This is a genomic window from Pseudomonas fluorescens (genome assembly GCF_001648775.1).
In the GTDB taxonomy this organism is placed as follows: domain Bacteria; phylum Pseudomonadota; class Gammaproteobacteria; order Pseudomonadales; family Pseudomonadaceae; genus Aquipseudomonas; species Aquipseudomonas fluorescens_M.
This window is the reverse complement of the sequence record NZ_LVEJ01000003.1, coordinates 325460-341091: the sequence shown is the minus strand read 5'-3', so window position 1 is coordinate 341091 and position 15632 is coordinate 325460. Positions and strand designations below refer to the sequence as shown.

Below are 15632 nucleotides of genomic sequence, written 5' to 3'. Positions count from 1 at the left end.
AAACCATCGAAACTGCAGTCAATCATGAGATTGATGAAGTGACAGCTTACGGGCCCACAACATCTGAAACGGCATATATATGTCTACGACTTTCAGCAACTCAGTACTCATCCACGCTCCAGAGAAAACTCCCGCGCATCAAAGTCAGTGCGAATGGCAAGTTTATGTTCAGTACCATATTGATCGATCGCGACAAAATGAAAGGGTGGAGCGATCTTGTGTGCCACTTCAATTTTCGAGTATTCGGACAAACCCTGCACCACGGTCAACTCGCCATCTCTGTCATTGACCCTGACAGAATACTTCTGCGTGTGTTCCGACAACTTCAAAATACCGTCCACAGCAAAGGTCAGTACATCGCTAAGCGGGTTGCTGCCATACGGCAAATACACATCATGGGTTATTTCCTCTGGAACAACGAAGATACCTTCAAGGTAATTGGTACTCCATGCACGAAGCTTGTTACCTCGGGCAAATGTACGATCCCCGCGAATACCTTGCGAAACCCAGTCCACCAGTTTGATTTGCTGCCCGCCCTGAGGGTACAACCCCAGGTAATAGTTGACGATGCGATTACCTGGCGCCTCATCACCACGCCGGGTCTGCTGCCAGCGGAAACTTTCGATGGAATAAGCTACCGGCTGTTTTGCAGTCAGCGAGACACTGCTGTCATGCACACTGGAAAGCGTCGTACCGTTGGTGCGAACGGTTGTGTCATTCCATGACAACCGTGCAGCGATACGGGTTTCCCCTGCCCCCTGTGAAGAGACCCAAAAGGACCGCACTTGGGGATGGATGCTGTCATCCTCATCGGCATCGGGCGCCGCTACCGCATGGCCTGCATTGCGCATTTCCAGCGTGTAGGAACCTTGCTCGGTGCTGGAAACCCAGCCGCCCTGCAATCTGCTACCGCCATCGTAATGGATCAGCTCAATGCTGTTCATCACCTCAGGCGGTACGTGAACTGCATTTCCGTTAATGTCGGCTCCCGCAACGACAACTTGCACTTTAACCTGCATCCGGCCATTGCCATACAGCTCTTTACTTCGGGTAGTTTCAGCGGTATCAAACTTCACTTTGAACAAGGTAAGGCTATAGAACGCGGTCAAATCGTTTGACCGCGCCTGCGTCTCTTCCATGATTTGACTCATGACTTACTCCGTTATCTCAATGCTATTAAGAAATCGACATCAACCGTGATGACGTCAAAACAAATAACACGTTGACCACAGGAACAGAAAATCAAAAATGTAAGAAACTTGCACTTACCTACACAGCACAAAACAATACAGCTTATTCAAACCAACAGACCGAGCTTTATCAATGCTCGTCGTTATAAACAAACTTGGGCATTTCCCAATGAAAACGGATGGCCAACAGACGTAACAAGAACCCACCGAACAGCGTAATCAGAATGGCTTGTTCACTTGGCACATTCAGATAAAGACACAGCATGTAGCACCACGCTGCGGCGAAGGAAACGCTCGCATAGAGCTCGCGGCGGAAGATCAGCGGAATATCGTTGCAGAAGATATCCCGCAGGATGCCACCGAAGACGCCGGTGATCACACCGCTGACCGACGCCACCAACATGCCGTGGCCCATTTCCAGCGCGGTCATGCAGCCGATCAGGGTGAACGCCACCAGGCCGACAGCGTCGAGTACCAGAAACAGCGAGCGCAGATGACGCATCCAACGGGCGGTGAACACGGTAAACATCGCTGCGACCGAGGTCAGCACCAGATATTCCGGGTGTTTGACCCACGTCAGCGGGTAATGCCCCAGCAGCACGTCACGCACCGAACCGCCGCCCAATGCCGTGACGCAGGCGATCAACACCACACCAAACCAGTCCATGCCGCGACGTCCGGCAGACAAGGCGCCAGTCATGGCTTCGGCGGTGATGGCGATCAGATAGAGCATCAGCAACATGGTGGCGATCCAGGCAGGAAGGCGCGCAGTCTAGCCATTTCGATGCGGCACCAAAAGGGGGCAGTAGCAGGGCTTGCCCCCACCGCAAGAAATCAGAACTTGATGAAGTGCTTACGGTAGTGCTGCAGCTCGGCGATCGATTCGCGGATATCGTCCAGCGCCAGGTGCGTGCTGCCCTTCTTGAAGCTGTCGCGCACGTCCGGTGCCCAGCGCGCGGCCAGTTCCTTGAGCGTGGACACGTCGAGATTGCGGTAGTGGAAATAGCTTTCCAGCGCCTTCATGTGCGTATAAAGGAAGCGACGGTCCTGGCAGATGCTGTTGCCACAGATCGGCGACTTGCCCTTCGGCACCCATTTTTCCAGGAAGGCGATGGTTTCGGCTTCAGCTTCAGCCATGCTGATACGGCTGTCGCGCACGCGCTGGGTCAGGCCGGAATTGCCATGGGTGCGGGTGTTCCATTCGTCCATCCGCGCGAGCACTTCGTCGCTGTGGTGGATGGCAATCACCGGGCCTTCGGCCAAGGTGTTGAGGTCACTGTCGGTGACAATGGTGGCCATCTCGATGATGACGTCGTTTTCCGGATCCAGACCGGTCATTTCCAGGTCGATCCAGATCAGGTTCTGCGGGTTTGGCATATTTCGGCTCCTAGGCAATGCTGCGCAGTTTAGCCTAGGCCGGTGGCCGGGCGTGCTAAACTCGCGGCCGTTTTACCTAATCGCTGCATTCTTCAGACGGAACACCCATGGCCAAACGCCAACTCAATCGTCGTCAAAACTGGCGCATCGAAAAGATTCAGGGCGAACGCGCAGCGCGCGCCGCCAAACGCGAGTCCTCGGCTGTCGAAGCCCTGGAGGGCGGCGACCTGGGTCCGGAACAAACCGGCTTGGTGATCGCCCACTTCGGTGTGCAGGTCGAGGTCGAGGCTGTTGACGGTGATCAGGCCGGCCAAGTGTTCCGCTGCCACTTGCGCGCCAACCTGCCTGCGCTGGTGACCGGCGACACGGTCGTCTGGCGTGCCGGCAACCAGGGCATCGGGGTGATCGTCGCGCAACTGCCGCGCACCACCGAACTGTGCCGTCCGGACAGCCGTGGCCAGCTCAAACCGGTAGCCGCCAACGTCGACATGATCGTCATCGTCTTCGCCCCGCTGCCCGAGCCGCATGCCAACCTGATCGACCGCTATCTGGTCGCGGCGGAACACGCGGGCATCCGTCCGTTGCTGCTGCTGAACAAATTCGACCTGATCGACGAGCAGAACGCCCCGGCGCTCAATGCGCTGCTGGCGGTGTACCGCACGCTGGGTTATCCGGTGCTGGAAGTGTCGGCGCACCACGGCAATGGCATGGAACAACTGCAACAGCAGCTCGACGGGCGCATCAGCGTGTTCGTCGGCCAGTCCGGCGTCGGCAAGTCGTCGCTGGTCAACAGCTTGCTGCCGGAAGTCGAAACCCGCGTCGGGCCGTTGTCCGAACTGTCGGGCCAGGGCACGCACACGACGACCACCGCGCGTCTGTTCCACTTCCCCGGCGGCGGCGAACTGATCGACTCCCCGGGCATCCGTGAATTTGGTCTGGGTCACGTCAGCCGCGCCGACGTCGAAGCCGGCTTCATCGAGTTCGACGACCTGCTCGGCACCTGCCGCTTCCGCGACTGCAAGCACGACCGCGAACCGGGTTGCGCGCTGCTCAAGGCACTCGAAGACGGACGCATCCAGCAGCAGCGGATGAACAGCTACCGCTCGATCATCGCCAGTCTGCCTGAAAACGGCTATTAAACAGCCGCACCGGCGGCCCTGAAACACAGGGCCGCCGGTCGTAGGATCACGCCCGACAACTCCCCCGATTGCTTAAACGTCAGACCTTTCTGTAGGGCTTTGGCACGCCTGTTTGCAGGACATTTCTCTTTTGCCTTCAGCACCTTGTAGGCATCACGCAGATGCCTACATTCACTTCCTCCTTCGCACTTTCGCGACTTCCGAGGAATCCCATGCAAACCTATCATTTGTTCATCAGCCATTCGTGGAACTACTCCCACGCCCACGACAACCTGGTGCGCCTGCTCGGTGCGCAACCGGGTTTCACTTTCAAGAATTTTTCCGTCCCGCCGCACAACCCGATCATGGGCGCGCAAACCGACAAGCAACTGGAGGAAGCCATCGAGAACAAGATCCGCCCTTGCTCGGCGGTGCTGATCATGGCTGGCATGTACTCGACCTACAGCAAGTGGATCAACAAGGAAATCGAGATCGCCAAGCGCATGGGCAAGGTGATCATCGCGATCAAGCCTTTCGGCGCCGAGCGCATTTCCACGGTCGTGCGCAACGCCGCGAACGCCGAATGCGCGTGGAGCACCAAAAGCATCGTTAGCGCGATTCGCCTGCATACGGCGGTATAACCATGCGCAAGGGATTGTTTATCGGCATCAATCATTACCAGCACGTCGCGCCATTGAGCGGTTGCAACAACGATGCGATGGCCATGGCGTCGGTGCTGGAACGTCACGCCGGCGGGCGCCCGAACTTCAGTTGCAAGGTGCTGACATCGGCGGAGGAAAATCTCACGCTCAATGCCATGAAGGAGCATATTCAGAGTTTGTTTTCCGGCGATTGCGACGTGGCCCTGCTGTACTTCGCCGGTCACGGTCAGTTCGACACCAGCATCGACGAAGGGCTGCTGATCCCGCAGGATTTTCAGCACGGCGGCGAAGGTATCCGCATCAGCGACATACTCGAATGGGCGGACAAAGCCCCGCACATAAAAAACAAAATCATCATCCTCGATTGCTGCCAGGCCGGCGCGGCCGCTGCCATGCGTGGCTTGCGCGGTGGCAGCAGTGTGATTGGCGAAGGCATGACCATTCTCACGGCCTGTAAAAAAGAACAGTCCGCTCTGGAGAGTCGCGGCCATGGCGTGTTCACCGACCTGTTGCTGCAAGCGCTGCACGGCGGGGCCGCCAATGTGCTCGGCAAAGTCACGCCGGGTAGCGTTTACTCGTTTGTCGACAATGCACTGGGCGCCTGGGAACAGCGCCCGGTGTTCAAGACCAACGTTTCGCAATTCGTGTCGCTACGCGAGGTCGCTCCGCTTATCGCCGAAGAAACCCTGCGCAAACTCAAGGACTGGTTTCCCGACCCTGGTTTTGTCTTCCCTCTCGACCCCAGCTACGAACCGACCGAGGCAGCGTTCGATGCAGACCACGGCGAGGTCTTCGCGCAACTGCAAAAGTGCAATCGACACAGCCTGATCGAACCGGTCGACGCCGAGCACATGTACTACGCCGCCCTTAATTCGACCGGCTGCCGCCTGACAGCCCTCGGCGCCTATTACCGCGACCTGGCAATAAAGGATCGATTCTAATGCCTGTATTCATCAGCTACCGCCACATGGACCGCGCCCACGCAATCGCCATCAATAGCCGCCTGATGCAGGCCAACATCAAGACCTACCTCGATGTGCTGGACCCTGAATCGCAAACCACCGATGACATCACCGGCGTCATCACCCGCAACATCACCGAATGCACGCACTTGCTGGCGGTGGTGTCGGAGAAGACCGCGTTGTCGTGGTGGGTGCCGTTCGAAATTGGTGAGGCGACGATCAGCAACCGCCGGATCTGCTCGTTCAAGACCGGCCCCGCAGAATTGCCGTTGTATCTGGACAAGTGGCCGAAGTTGAGCACGGATAAAGATCTGAATTTCTTTATCGATGCGTATCGTGAGGAGGTGTCGAGCAAGCGTTCGATGACGCTGGATTCGAGCAATGAATCCTTTAGCGGCACCTACAAACGCAACGCAGAGGTATTCCACGACCAACTGAAAAACCGCATTCGGCGCGGTTTCTAGAGCCCATCGGCTGGCACAAAAAAGCCGCGTATCAAACGCGGCTTTCTTCAACTTCCAAACCTACTTCGGCTCAGGCTTGCGAAACGCATACAGATGCTGACGCACAATCCCGCCCGGCAATTCCTTCCCGAACACGCCATAACGCACCGGCCATTCTTTGGGTGGCAATTTGAACGTGCCGAACAGCATGTCCACCAGCGGCGTGTGGATCGCGTAGTTCTTGTAGATGTAATCCTTGTGCCGGGCGTGGTGCCAATGGTGGTAGCGCGGCAGCACGATCAGGTAGTTCAGCCAGCCACCATTGATCCGCACGTTGGCGTGGGCCAGTACTGCCTGTACGCCGACCAGAATCACGTAGGCGTTGAGTGCCTGAGGCGCGAAGCCCAACAACATCAGAGGTACCAGCACGCCAGTGCGGGTCAGCAGGATTTCGATGAAGTGCACGCGCGAACCGGCGAGCCAGTCCATGTGCGTGCTGGAATGATGCACGGCGTGGATGCGCCACAGCCACGGCACCACATGGTAGAGCCGGTGCAGCCAGTATTGGCCGAGATCGGCGACCAGGATCGCCAGCAGAAACTGCACCACCAGCGGCAGACTCTGCACACTTGCCTGCAAGCTCGGCGACATCGCCCAACCGGCGATGTAACTCGACGAGGCAGTGATGAAGATCAGGATGAATTGGACCAGCATGTGGCTGACGAAGAAGTAGGTCAGGTCGGTGCGCCAGTGCGGGCGCAGGATGTTTTGTTCGGGATCCTTGGAGTAGAGCTTTTCCAGAGGAATGAATACGATGGCCGATACCAGCAACGCCAGCACAAACCAGTCCAGACCCAACGAGTACGGGGTCTGCCCGATCGAGCTGACTTGTACGTTAGTGCCCCCAAGGAACACCGCCAGGCCCGATGCAATCAGTCCGGTAATCCCCAGACGCTTGCGTTTGTTGAGCAGGATATTCAGGGTGCCGAGGCTGAACGACACCACCAGACCGAGCAACAGCGTGGTGCGCGCGAACTGCTCGTCATAGACCTTACGCAGTTCAGCTGTGGTCAGCCATTCCGGAAAGAGGAAGCAGAACACCGCCAGCAGGCTCAACAGCCCGAGGGTGGCGGAAATGTAGCCACTGACCCGCCCTTCACCAAACTTGAAGGGGGCGTTGCCGTGCCGTTGAAAATAGGCTTTGAGTCTTTCCATAACTGATCTTCCGTGATTGCGAAAACTGCGACTGGTGATTGCGACGCAGGCAGAAACAAAAAAGCCACGGTGACCGTGGCTTTTTGTGGATCACTGCTTGGGCGCGGGCGCCGGGGCAGTCGTTGGGGGCGTGGCGGGTGGCGCCGCGGGCGCCGCACTCCCCGGCTCAGCCGGTTTTGGCGCAGCGTCGTCGAACAGGTTCAGCCGTTCGCGCAGTTCGTGCGCCGGTACCGGTTGCTGATCCGCCGGCAGTGCATTCGGGTCGACCGGCGCTGCCGGAGCAGCGCCGTTCTGACCTTGATCCGCCGGTTTCGCCGGATCCGCACCTTGCGCACCTTCGATCGCCGCCTGGGCTTTCTTGGTCAGCACCACAATGTCGATGCGGCGGTTGACCGGGTTGAACGGATTTTCCTTGTCGAACAACGCCGACGAGGCATAACCGACGACCCGCGCCACTTGCGCATCCGGATAGCTACCGGCGACCAAGGCACGACGGGCGGCGTTGGCGCGGTTGGCCGACAACTCCCAGTTACCGAAATCACCGGTGCCGGTGTACGGCTTGGCGTCCGTGTGACCGCTGATGCTGATCTTGTTCGGCACCGCTTTGATGGTGTCGGCCATGGCCAGCAGGATGTCTTCGAAGTACGGCTTCAGGCGTGCGGAACCTGAGTCGAACATCGGCCGGTTCTCGGCGTCCATGATCTGGATGCGCAAGCCGTTCGGCGTGATCTCGAAGAGGATCTGATCCTTGAATTTCTGCAGTTGCGGGTTCTCGTCGACCTTGTTCTGCAGTTCTTGCAGGAGCAGTTCCAGACGTTCCTTCTCGACCTGCTCGGCCATGCCTTCAACCTGTTCGGTGTCGACCGTGACCTTGTCCGGTTGCGGCTGCGACTTCACTTCCGGGTTGAGGGTGTTTTCCGGGGCCAGGGTCGGCGTGCCGCCCAGGTCGATGATGTACGGCGTGCCGCTTTCGGAGAAGCCGACCGGGTCTTTGAAGTAACCGGCGATGGCGATCTTCTGCTCAGGCGTTGCCGTGGACAGCAGCCACAACACCAGGAAGAACGCCATCATCGCCGTGGCGAAGTCGGCGAAGGCGATTTTCCACGCCCCGCCGTGATGCCCGCCGGCTATGCGCTTGACGCGCTTGATGATAATCGGCTGATTATTTTCCATGACTTAACGACCGCGAACGGCTTGTTCCAGCTCGGCAAAGCTTGGACGGTGGGCCGGGTACAGCACCTTGCGACCGAACTCAACCGCCAGCGACGGTGGCATGCCGGAAGCCGAAGCCACCAGCGAGGCCTTGATGGCTTCGTAGACGTTCAGCTCTTCCTTGGCATCGTGCGCCAGGGAGTGCGCCAATGGGCCGAAGAAACCGTACGCGGCGAGAATACCGAAGAAGGTACCGACCAGTGCCGCACCGACGTGCAGGCCGATGGACTTCTGATCACCTTCACCCAGCGAGGCCATGGTCACCACGATACCGAGTACCGCCGCGACGATACCGAAACCGGGCATGGCGTCGGCGATGCCGTTCACTGCATGCGATGGGTGCTCAAGGTCTTCCTTCAGGCTGTAAAGCTCCATGTCGAACAAGCCTTCCAGCTCGTGCGGGGCCATGTTGCCGGACGACATGATGCGCAGGTAATCGCAGATGAACGCAGTCATGCGTTCGTCTTTGAGCACCGCCGGGTACTTGGCGAAGATCGGGCTCGCAGCGGCATCTTCGATGTCGCCTTCGATGGCCATCATGCCTTCGCGGCGGCTCTTGTTGAGGATCTCGTAGATCAGCCCGAGCACTTCCAGATAGAAAGTGTGGCTGAAGCGCGAACTGAACATGCTCAGGGATTTCTTGAGCACGTGCATCGTCATGTAGCCGGGGTTGGCCTGGAGGAATGCACCCAGTGCCGCACCACCGATGATCATCACCTCGAAAGGCTGGATCAGGGCGGCAATTTTGCCGTGGGAGAGCACGTATCCGCCGAGCACGCTCGCGAATACGACGATGATGCCGATAATTTTAGCCATAGGTAGGAAAGTACTTACTGAGTCGGGTTCAAGGTCATATTCGGAAGTTAAAAAATCTCTTCTTCTACTTATCGGCAAAACTGCGCCAGACTATAGCCAGTTCAGGCGAAAAGCCAATTTAGCCCATGCCGGGCGCGTCTACAGTCAGTGAAGATCCCCTCCAGACATGGCTAATGAAACGAACGTCCCACACGCAAAACCGACCACCCTCGACGGCTGGGTAAAGTTGCTCGATGGCGTCCGGCTGCCCGTACCGCAAGAGTCTCACGACAAAGTGTGTCGGGCGATTCGCGACAATCGCAGCTCGCTGCGGGACATCGCCGACCTGATGCAGGACAGCCCGGCCCTGGCACTGAGCATCATCCGTGAGGCGAATCGTCACACCCACGGCACGATGGCCGCGCCGGCGGAAAATCTTGAGGTGGCGATCAACCGTCTCGGCCTGGCGCGCACGGAAGAATTGCTCGCGCGGCTGCCGGCCGAACCGCAGATGCAAATCCCCAAGGCCCTGCGCCAGCTGCAAATGATCAGCCAGCACGCGACGCAACAGGCCAACGGTTTTTTCGCCAGTCGCCTGGCGCGGCTGTGGCAGGACATTCATTGGGGTAGCCTGCTGTTTCTGTCGCCGTTGTGGCCGTTGGCGCTGACCTATCCGCAATTGCTTGAAGAATGGGAACTGCGGGTTATCCACAAGGGCGAATCGGCGCGCGTGGTCGAACAGCAGTTGTTCGGCGTACGCCTGCTGAAAATCGCCGAGGCACTGGTGCAGGCCTGGCATCTGCCGATCTGGGTGCAGCAGGGCTATAAACTGCTGCTCAGTGAGCAACGCGAACTGGTCAAAGTGCTGCGCATCGCCCGCGACAGCGAACATCCGTTGCGCCAGCAGAATCGCCTCGACGACGATCCGACCCTGCGCCGCTGGCTCAACCAGCCGGCCAACACCGTGTTGCTGGCCAACGGTCTGGCGCTGTCGGCACAACAGGCCTGGGACAGTCCGCACAGCGAACGCTGGCAGTACCTCACCAGCCTTTATCTGCAAATTTCCATGGACGATGTGCAACAACAGTTGCACCAGCAGGCCGCCAACAGTGCGCGTCAGCATGCGATGCCCGATTTGTGGCACCCAGCGGTTTCACTGCTGTGGCCGTGGGGCACCCGTCGTTTGCCGGCCGGCATGCTGCCCGCCGCCGCGCCAAGCGCTGAAGACTTGGGCCAATGGCGCAAGCAGTGCGCCGAACTGCTCGCCGAGCCCAGCCGCTTCACCAATGCGATGAGCCTGACCGTCGCCGCCCGCGACGCCCTGGTCGCCAGCGGCATGCGCCGGGTGATGATCCTGATGGCCGACCGTACGCAGTCGAATCTGCGCGTGAATCAAACCGCCGGGCTGCCGAAAGAAGCGGCGGCGCTGAATTTTGTCGTCAGCCAGAGCAGCGTGTTGCAACGGCTGCTGGCGCAACAGGCGCAAGTGCGGATGACCCCGGACAACAACGCACAATTCTCCGCGCTGCTGCCACTGGGCCTGCGCACACTGTTTCGTGGCGAGCATCTGTTCCTGCGCTCACTGGTCAATAACGGCCGGGTGATCATGATTGTCGTCGCCGATCAGGGCGGCGGGCCGTTCGCCGACATCACCGTGCAAGCCTTTGGCAAAACCGCGCAGTGCATCGAAAAAGCCCTGCACAGCTTTAGCAGCCGTGGCCGATGAGGCTGCGCTACAATCCCCCCCTTTGTGCCCTGGAGACCTCACATGTCTGACTTCTCTGGCTTGCCGCTCGTCATCGAGCCGAGCGACCTGCTCCCGCGCCTCGATTCCCCTGAACTGATTCTGGTGGATCTGACCAGCGCTGCCCGCTATACCGAAGGTCATCTCCCCGGCGCACGCTTTGTCGACCCGAAACGCACCCAGCTTGGCCAGCCGCCGGCGCCGGGCCTGCTGCCGGCGAAAGCTGATCTGGAAGCGCTGTTCGGAGAGCTGGGCCACCGCAAAGACGCGGTCTACGTGGTGTATGACGACGAAGGCGGCGGTTGGGCCGGGCGTTTCATCTGGCTGCTCGACGTGATCGGTCACGACAAATACCACTATATAGACGGTGGTCTGCCAGCCTGGCTGGCAGATGGCATGCCGATGTCGATTCAAGTGCCGGCGGTCGTCGGTGGCCCGCTGCCGCTGATTCTGCACGAAGAGCCGACGGCAACCCGCGAATACCTGCAAAGTCGTCTTGGCGCCGCCGATCTGGCGATCTGGGATGCGCGCGGGCCGCTGGAATACTCCGGCGAAAAAGTACTGGCCGCCAAGGCCGGGCACATCCCCGGCGCGGTCAATTTCGAATGGACGGCGGGCATGGACAAGGCCCGTCATCTGCGCATTCGCACGGACATGCCGCAGATCCTCGAAGACCTGGGGATCACCAAGGACAAAGAAATCATTACCCACTGCCAGACCCATCACCGGTCGGGCTTCACTTATCTGGTGGCCAAGTCCCTCGGTTATCCGCGGGTCAAGGGCTACGCCGGTTCCTGGGGCGAATGGGGTAACCACCCTGACACGCCTGTCGAGATTCAAGGTTTTTAAGGACAACTAATGAAAGAGCGTCTGTTTATCCTCAGCCAGTACCTGCTGCCTCATCACCTGCTGTCGCGCCTGGCCGGCTGCATTGCCGAGTGCCGCGTGCGCTGGTTCAAGAATGCCTTTACCCAATGGTTCGCCAAGCGTTATCAGGTGGACATGTCGCAAGCGCTGGTCGAAGACCTGACCGCTTACGAGCACTTCAATGCCTTCTTCACCCGCGCCCTGAAAGACGGCGCGCGTCCGCTGGACGAAACCCCGGGTGCGATCCTCAGCCCGGCCGACGGCGCAGTCAGCCAACTCGGCCCGATCGAACACGGTCGCGTGTTCCAGGCCAAGGGCCACAGCTTCAGCGTGCTCGAACTGCTCGGCGGTGACGCGGCCAACGCAGCGCCGTTCATGGGCGGCGACTTCGCCACCATCTACCTGTCGCCGAAGGACTACCACCGCGTGCACATGCCGCTGGCCGGCACCCTGCGCGAAATGGTCTACATCCCGGGCCGGATCTTCTCGGTGAATCAGACCACGGCTGAAAACGTGCCGGAGCTGTTCGCCCGCAACGAGCGCGTGGCGTGCATCTTCGACACCGAGCGCGGGCCGATGGCCGTGGTGCTGGTGGGCGCGATGATCGTCGCTTCGATCGAAACCGTGTGGGCCGGTCTGGTCACGCCGCCGAAGCGTGAACTGAAAACCTTCCGCTACGACGAAGCCGCGCGCGCGCCGATTCACTTGGAGAAAGGCGCTGAACTGGGCCGCTTCAAGCTGGGTTCGACCGCGATCGTGCTGTTTGGGCCGGATCAAGTGAAATGGGCGCAAGAGCTGGCGGCGGGTTCGCCAGTGCAGATGGGCCAAGGCCTGGCGCTGCCAAACGCCTGATTGACCTTCTGCGGGAGCCGCCGTGCGCTGCTCCCGCAGATTGCGTTATTTGCTGCTATGGTTTTTGGCATGAGCCAGACCATCTCCCCGCCGTCCCTTCAAGCGCCAACCCCGACGCAAACGCGCCTATCGTTTTGCGAAGCCACCCCGCGCGACCTCAAGCGCTGGATCGCCGGCCTGCCCAAGGCCAACATCGGCGAAACCGCCCGCCAGCTCTATCAGGGCCTGGGCGAACTCAATCAATTACTCACCCCCAGCGACAACCGTCTGCAACTGCTCGAGCTGTTCCGGCCCGAGGTGTATTTCGTCTGCCAGCATCTGGAACGGCACTTTCTGCATCAGGCGATCATGCTCGACGAACGTTCGCGCAAGATCAGCAATCTCTGTCAGGCGCTGCAAAGTCACCTGGCCATCGGCTACAAACAGATCGTCCTGCGGATTGCGCCAAAGTACGGCAAGGATCGCGCAGCGCTGCTCAGCACGGCCCTGCAACGGGCCGCCCATGCCCTCAAAGGCCAACTGCTGCGCGCCACGCAGCTGTACAGCTCGCCGCCGGAGCATGTGTGGCTCGAACTGCATCAGCTGTATCGCACCGCCTGCGAGTTGCAACTGCAACAGCGGCGAGTGCACGACGACCTCGCCAGCCTCACCACCGAATCGAGCCTGGAACAGACCTACATTGCCGCCCTGCTGCTGGGCAGCGCTCGCTGCAATCAACTGCGCCAGAACCAGATCGCCCGCCTGGCTGAAGCCCTCGAACCGTGGAGTGCCTTGCTGAAATTGCACCCCGGCCGCCCGGACGATGGCCTGTTTGCGATCAGCGCCGAACTGGATGCCGGGCCACGCTATCGCAGCATGTTTCGCCGCGAGCAACAGTCCGGCCTGCTCGGCTTCGATCCGCAGCCGTTGGTCAACACCGTCGAAGCGCACTTGCTGCATCAGGACACTTCGACGCCGCTGCTCGTCCCACCCGGGCTCACTTTCGACACGCTGCAACATTTGCACGCGACTTGGGGCCAGGCGGCCGAACGCAGCTTTCAGCGCACCGTTGGCCAGGGCAGCCTGACCGTGTGCGTGGGCATGAGCGCCCTGCACTTTTATCTGGGTGGCGAGCGCAGCTTCAGTGAAATGCTCAAACATCCCGGCGCCCGCGCTGCGAACTTCAGCAACGCCGTGGCCAAAGGCGAGAAGGACAGCTGGAGTCAGGCGTTCGACGCCGCCCCACAGCACAACGAGCAGTTTTTACCCTACGAGGAAATCCAGTACGACCATCTCGTCGAAGACGACAGCAGCGTCGACAGCACACCGCACTATCCGACGTATGCGCTGCCGGTGATCAACCACAGTCCCGGTGGTTATTGCCTTGGCTGGCCGACAGAAGTGCCTGGTGAAGTGCAGGCCGGGGAAATGCTCGGTATTCAGGACAGCGCCAGTCTGGGCTGGAGCATTGCCGTGATCCGCTGGATTCGGCAGGTGCGCGGTGGCGGCACGCAAATGGGCATCGAGCTGGTGGCACCGCACGCGCAGCCCTGCGGTTTGCAACTGGTGCGTTCGCGGGATGATCACAGCCAGTATCTACGCGGTTTATTGCTGCCGGAGATCAGCGCAATCGATGTGCCCGCGACGTTGCTGGCGCCACGCTTGCCGTTTCAGGAAGGCAGCAAGGTGATGATCAATACCCACGGCGAAGAACACCGCGCCGGGCTGGATCGGCGGGTGGCCAGTACGCACAGTTTCAATCAGTTTGCGTATCGCTCGCTGGAGGCCGCGCAGAATGGCGGGAGCGAAGAGGATTTTGATTCGTTGTGGAAGTCGCTATAGACCGAGGCGCGCCCTTCGCGAGCAGGCTCGCTCCCACAGTTGTATGCATCTCAAATGTGGGAGCGAGCCTGCTCGCGAAGAGGCCAAGTCAGGCGATAGAGATCTCAGAGCTGCCCGTCACGATCCCGGAAACCCAGCAGATACAGGACGCCATCCAGCCCAAGGGTGGAAATCGCCTGCTTTGCCGATTGCTTGACCAAAGGCTTGGCGCGGAACGCCACGCCCAAACCGGCAATCGCCAGCATCGGCAAGTCATTCGCGCCGTCACCGACCGCGATGGTCTGTTCCAGACGCAAGCCTTCCTTGTGCGCCAGCTCTTTCAACAGATCAGCCTTGCGCTGCGCATCGACAATCGGCTCGATCGCCACGCCGGTGCACTTGCCATCGACCACTTCCAGTTCGTTGGCGAACACATAGTCGATGCCAAGCTTGGCCTGCAATTGCTTGGCGAAATAGGTGAAGCCGCCAGACAGGATCGCGGTCTTGTAGCCCAGACGCTTGAGTTCGGCGAACAGCGTTTCCGCGCCTTCGGTCAGGCGCAGCGAGGCGCCAATCGAATCCAGCACGCTGACATCCAGACCTTTGAGCAAAGCCAGACGCTCTTTGAAACTGGCGCGAAAATCCAGTTCGCCAGCCATCGCTCGTTCGGTGATTTCCGATACTTGCTCGCCAACGCCGGCGGCCTTGGCCAATTCGTCGATGACCTCGGCTTCGATCAGCGTCGAGTCCATGTCGAACACCGCCAGACGACGGTTGCGACGGAACAGCGAATCTTCCTGGAAAGCGATGTCGACGTTCAGTTCCTGGGCGACGCTGAGGAATTCGGCGCGCAACGCCTGCGGATCAGCCGCTTCGCCACGCACGGAAAACTCGATGCAGCCCTTGCCCTTGTCGGCAGGAGTGTCCAATGGCATGCGACCCGACAGACGGTCGATATGGTCGATGTTCAGACCGTATTTGGCGGTGATCGAGCTGACGGCCTGCAATTGCCCGGCGGTCACTTTGCGGGTCAACAGGGTGACGATGTGGCGTTTTTTGCCCTGATTGCCCACCCATTGCTGGTAATCCTCTTCGGACACCGGGGTGAAGCGCACCTGCTGATCGAGCTCGTAGCCCTTGAACAGGATGTCCTTGAGCACGGATTTACCCTGCTCGGAATCGGGGATTTCCACCAGGATGCCGAACGACAGGGTGTCGTGGATCACCGCCTGACCGATGTCGAGAATGTTCACACCACCTTGTGCCAGAACGCCGGTAATGGCCGCAGTCAGACCCGGACGGTCGACTCCGGTGATGTTAATCAGGACGATTTCGCGCAACGCGCACCCCCGCAACTGGAAAAAAACCGCATTCTACCCACTTTCAGTGACCATC

General features: G+C 59.7%; 15 protein-coding genes. 8 read left to right on the top strand and 7 right to left on the bottom strand.

Annotation, left to right across the window (positions count from 1 at the left end):
* Nucleotides 1-107: 107 nt before the first annotated feature.
* The 3 genes from A8O26_RS05945 to orn form a co-directional block, all read right to left on the bottom strand.
* The gene (locus tag A8O26_RS05945; protein ID WP_064117188.1) at nucleotides 108-1151 is read right to left on the bottom strand and encodes a hypothetical protein; all 1044 of its coding nucleotides are present in this window, start codon (nucleotides 1149-1151) and stop codon (nucleotides 108-110) included.
* Nucleotides 1152-1320: 169 nt separating this feature from the next.
* A complete protein-coding gene (locus A8O26_RS05940; RefSeq protein WP_038360340.1) occupies nucleotides 1321-1932 on the bottom strand; it encodes a trimeric intracellular cation channel family protein in 612 nt (203 codons plus the stop codon).
* Nucleotides 1933-2024: 92 nt separating this feature from the next.
* Nucleotides 2025-2567 (bottom strand): oligoribonuclease, encoded by a 543-nt coding sequence (orn, locus tag A8O26_RS05935; protein ID WP_034151653.1) that lies wholly within the window; start codon nucleotides 2565-2567, stop codon nucleotides 2025-2027.
* A gap of 107 nt (nucleotides 2568-2674) precedes the next feature.
* Between orn and rsgA the strand changes: the two genes are divergently transcribed.
* The 4 genes from rsgA to A8O26_RS05915 all read left to right on the top strand — a co-directional run bounded on the left by rsgA (nucleotide 2675) and on the right by A8O26_RS05915 (nucleotide 5773).
* On the top strand, nucleotides 2675-3706 hold the full coding sequence (rsgA, locus tag A8O26_RS05930) for a small ribosomal subunit biogenesis GTPase RsgA (protein WP_038360332.1): 1032 nt from the start codon (nucleotides 2675-2677) through the stop codon (nucleotides 3704-3706).
* Nucleotides 3707-3918: 212 nt separating this feature from the next.
* Nucleotides 3919-4326: a TIR domain-containing protein gene (locus A8O26_RS05925; protein ID WP_064117187.1), complete on the top strand. Its 408-nt coding sequence runs from the start codon at nucleotides 3919-3921 to the stop codon at nucleotides 4324-4326.
* 2 nt (nucleotides 4327-4328) lie between these two features.
* Nucleotides 4329-5288 (top strand): caspase family protein, encoded by a 960-nt coding sequence (locus tag A8O26_RS05920; RefSeq protein ID WP_064117186.1) that lies wholly within the window; start codon nucleotides 4329-4331, stop codon nucleotides 5286-5288.
* Nucleotides 5288-5773 carry a toll/interleukin-1 receptor domain-containing protein gene (locus A8O26_RS05915; protein WP_064117185.1) on the top strand — a complete coding sequence of 162 codons (486 nt, stop codon included), beginning with the start codon at nucleotides 5288-5290 and terminating at the stop codon, nucleotides 5771-5773. Before A8O26_RS05920 ends, A8O26_RS05915 begins: the two co-directional genes overlap by 1 nt.
* A gap of 60 nt (nucleotides 5774-5833) precedes the next feature.
* Here the strand turns inward: A8O26_RS05915 and A8O26_RS05910 are convergent, their stop codons facing one another.
* From A8O26_RS05910 to motA, 3 genes are all read right to left on the bottom strand, one after another.
* The gene (locus A8O26_RS05910) at nucleotides 5834-6967 is read right to left on the bottom strand and encodes a sterol desaturase family protein (protein WP_064117184.1); all 1134 of its coding nucleotides are present in this window, start codon (nucleotides 6965-6967) and stop codon (nucleotides 5834-5836) included.
* 90 nt (nucleotides 6968-7057) lie between these two features.
* Entirely contained in the window at nucleotides 7058-8140 is a 1083-nt protein-coding gene (gene motB / locus A8O26_RS05905; protein WP_064117183.1) for a flagellar motor protein MotB, read from the bottom strand.
* Nucleotides 8141-8143: 3 nt separating this feature from the next.
* Nucleotides 8144-8995 (bottom strand): flagellar motor stator protein MotA, encoded by an 852-nt coding sequence (gene motA, locus A8O26_RS05900; RefSeq protein ID WP_007952169.1) that lies wholly within the window; start codon nucleotides 8993-8995, stop codon nucleotides 8144-8146.
* Nucleotides 8996-9161: 166 nt separating this feature from the next.
* On the opposite strand from motA, the gene A8O26_RS05895 reads away from it, so the two are divergent.
* The 4 genes from A8O26_RS05895 to A8O26_RS05880 all read left to right on the top strand — a co-directional run bounded on the left by A8O26_RS05895 (nucleotide 9162) and on the right by A8O26_RS05880 (nucleotide 14258).
* On the top strand, nucleotides 9162-10700 hold the full coding sequence (locus A8O26_RS05895; protein WP_064117182.1) for an HDOD domain-containing protein: 1539 nt from the start codon (nucleotides 9162-9164) through the stop codon (nucleotides 10698-10700).
* A gap of 42 nt (nucleotides 10701-10742) precedes the next feature.
* The gene (gene rhdA / locus A8O26_RS05890; RefSeq protein ID WP_064117181.1) at nucleotides 10743-11567 is read left to right on the top strand and encodes a thiosulfate sulfurtransferase; all 825 of its coding nucleotides are present in this window, start codon (nucleotides 10743-10745) and stop codon (nucleotides 11565-11567) included.
* 9 nt (nucleotides 11568-11576) lie between these two features.
* Nucleotides 11577-12437 carry an archaetidylserine decarboxylase gene (asd, locus tag A8O26_RS05885; RefSeq protein WP_064117180.1) on the top strand — a complete coding sequence of 287 codons (861 nt, stop codon included), beginning with the start codon at nucleotides 11577-11579 and terminating at the stop codon, nucleotides 12435-12437.
* Between the two features lie 69 nt (nucleotides 12438-12506).
* Entirely contained in the window at nucleotides 12507-14258 is a 1752-nt protein-coding gene (locus A8O26_RS05880) for a hypothetical protein (protein WP_064117179.1), read from the top strand.
* 104 nt (nucleotides 14259-14362) lie between these two features.
* Here the strand turns inward: A8O26_RS05880 and serB are convergent, their stop codons facing one another.
* Nucleotides 14363-15577: a phosphoserine phosphatase SerB gene (serB, locus tag A8O26_RS05875; RefSeq protein ID WP_008079219.1), complete on the bottom strand. Its 1215-nt coding sequence runs from the start codon at nucleotides 15575-15577 to the stop codon at nucleotides 14363-14365.
* Nucleotides 15578-15632: the final 55 nt, after the last annotated feature.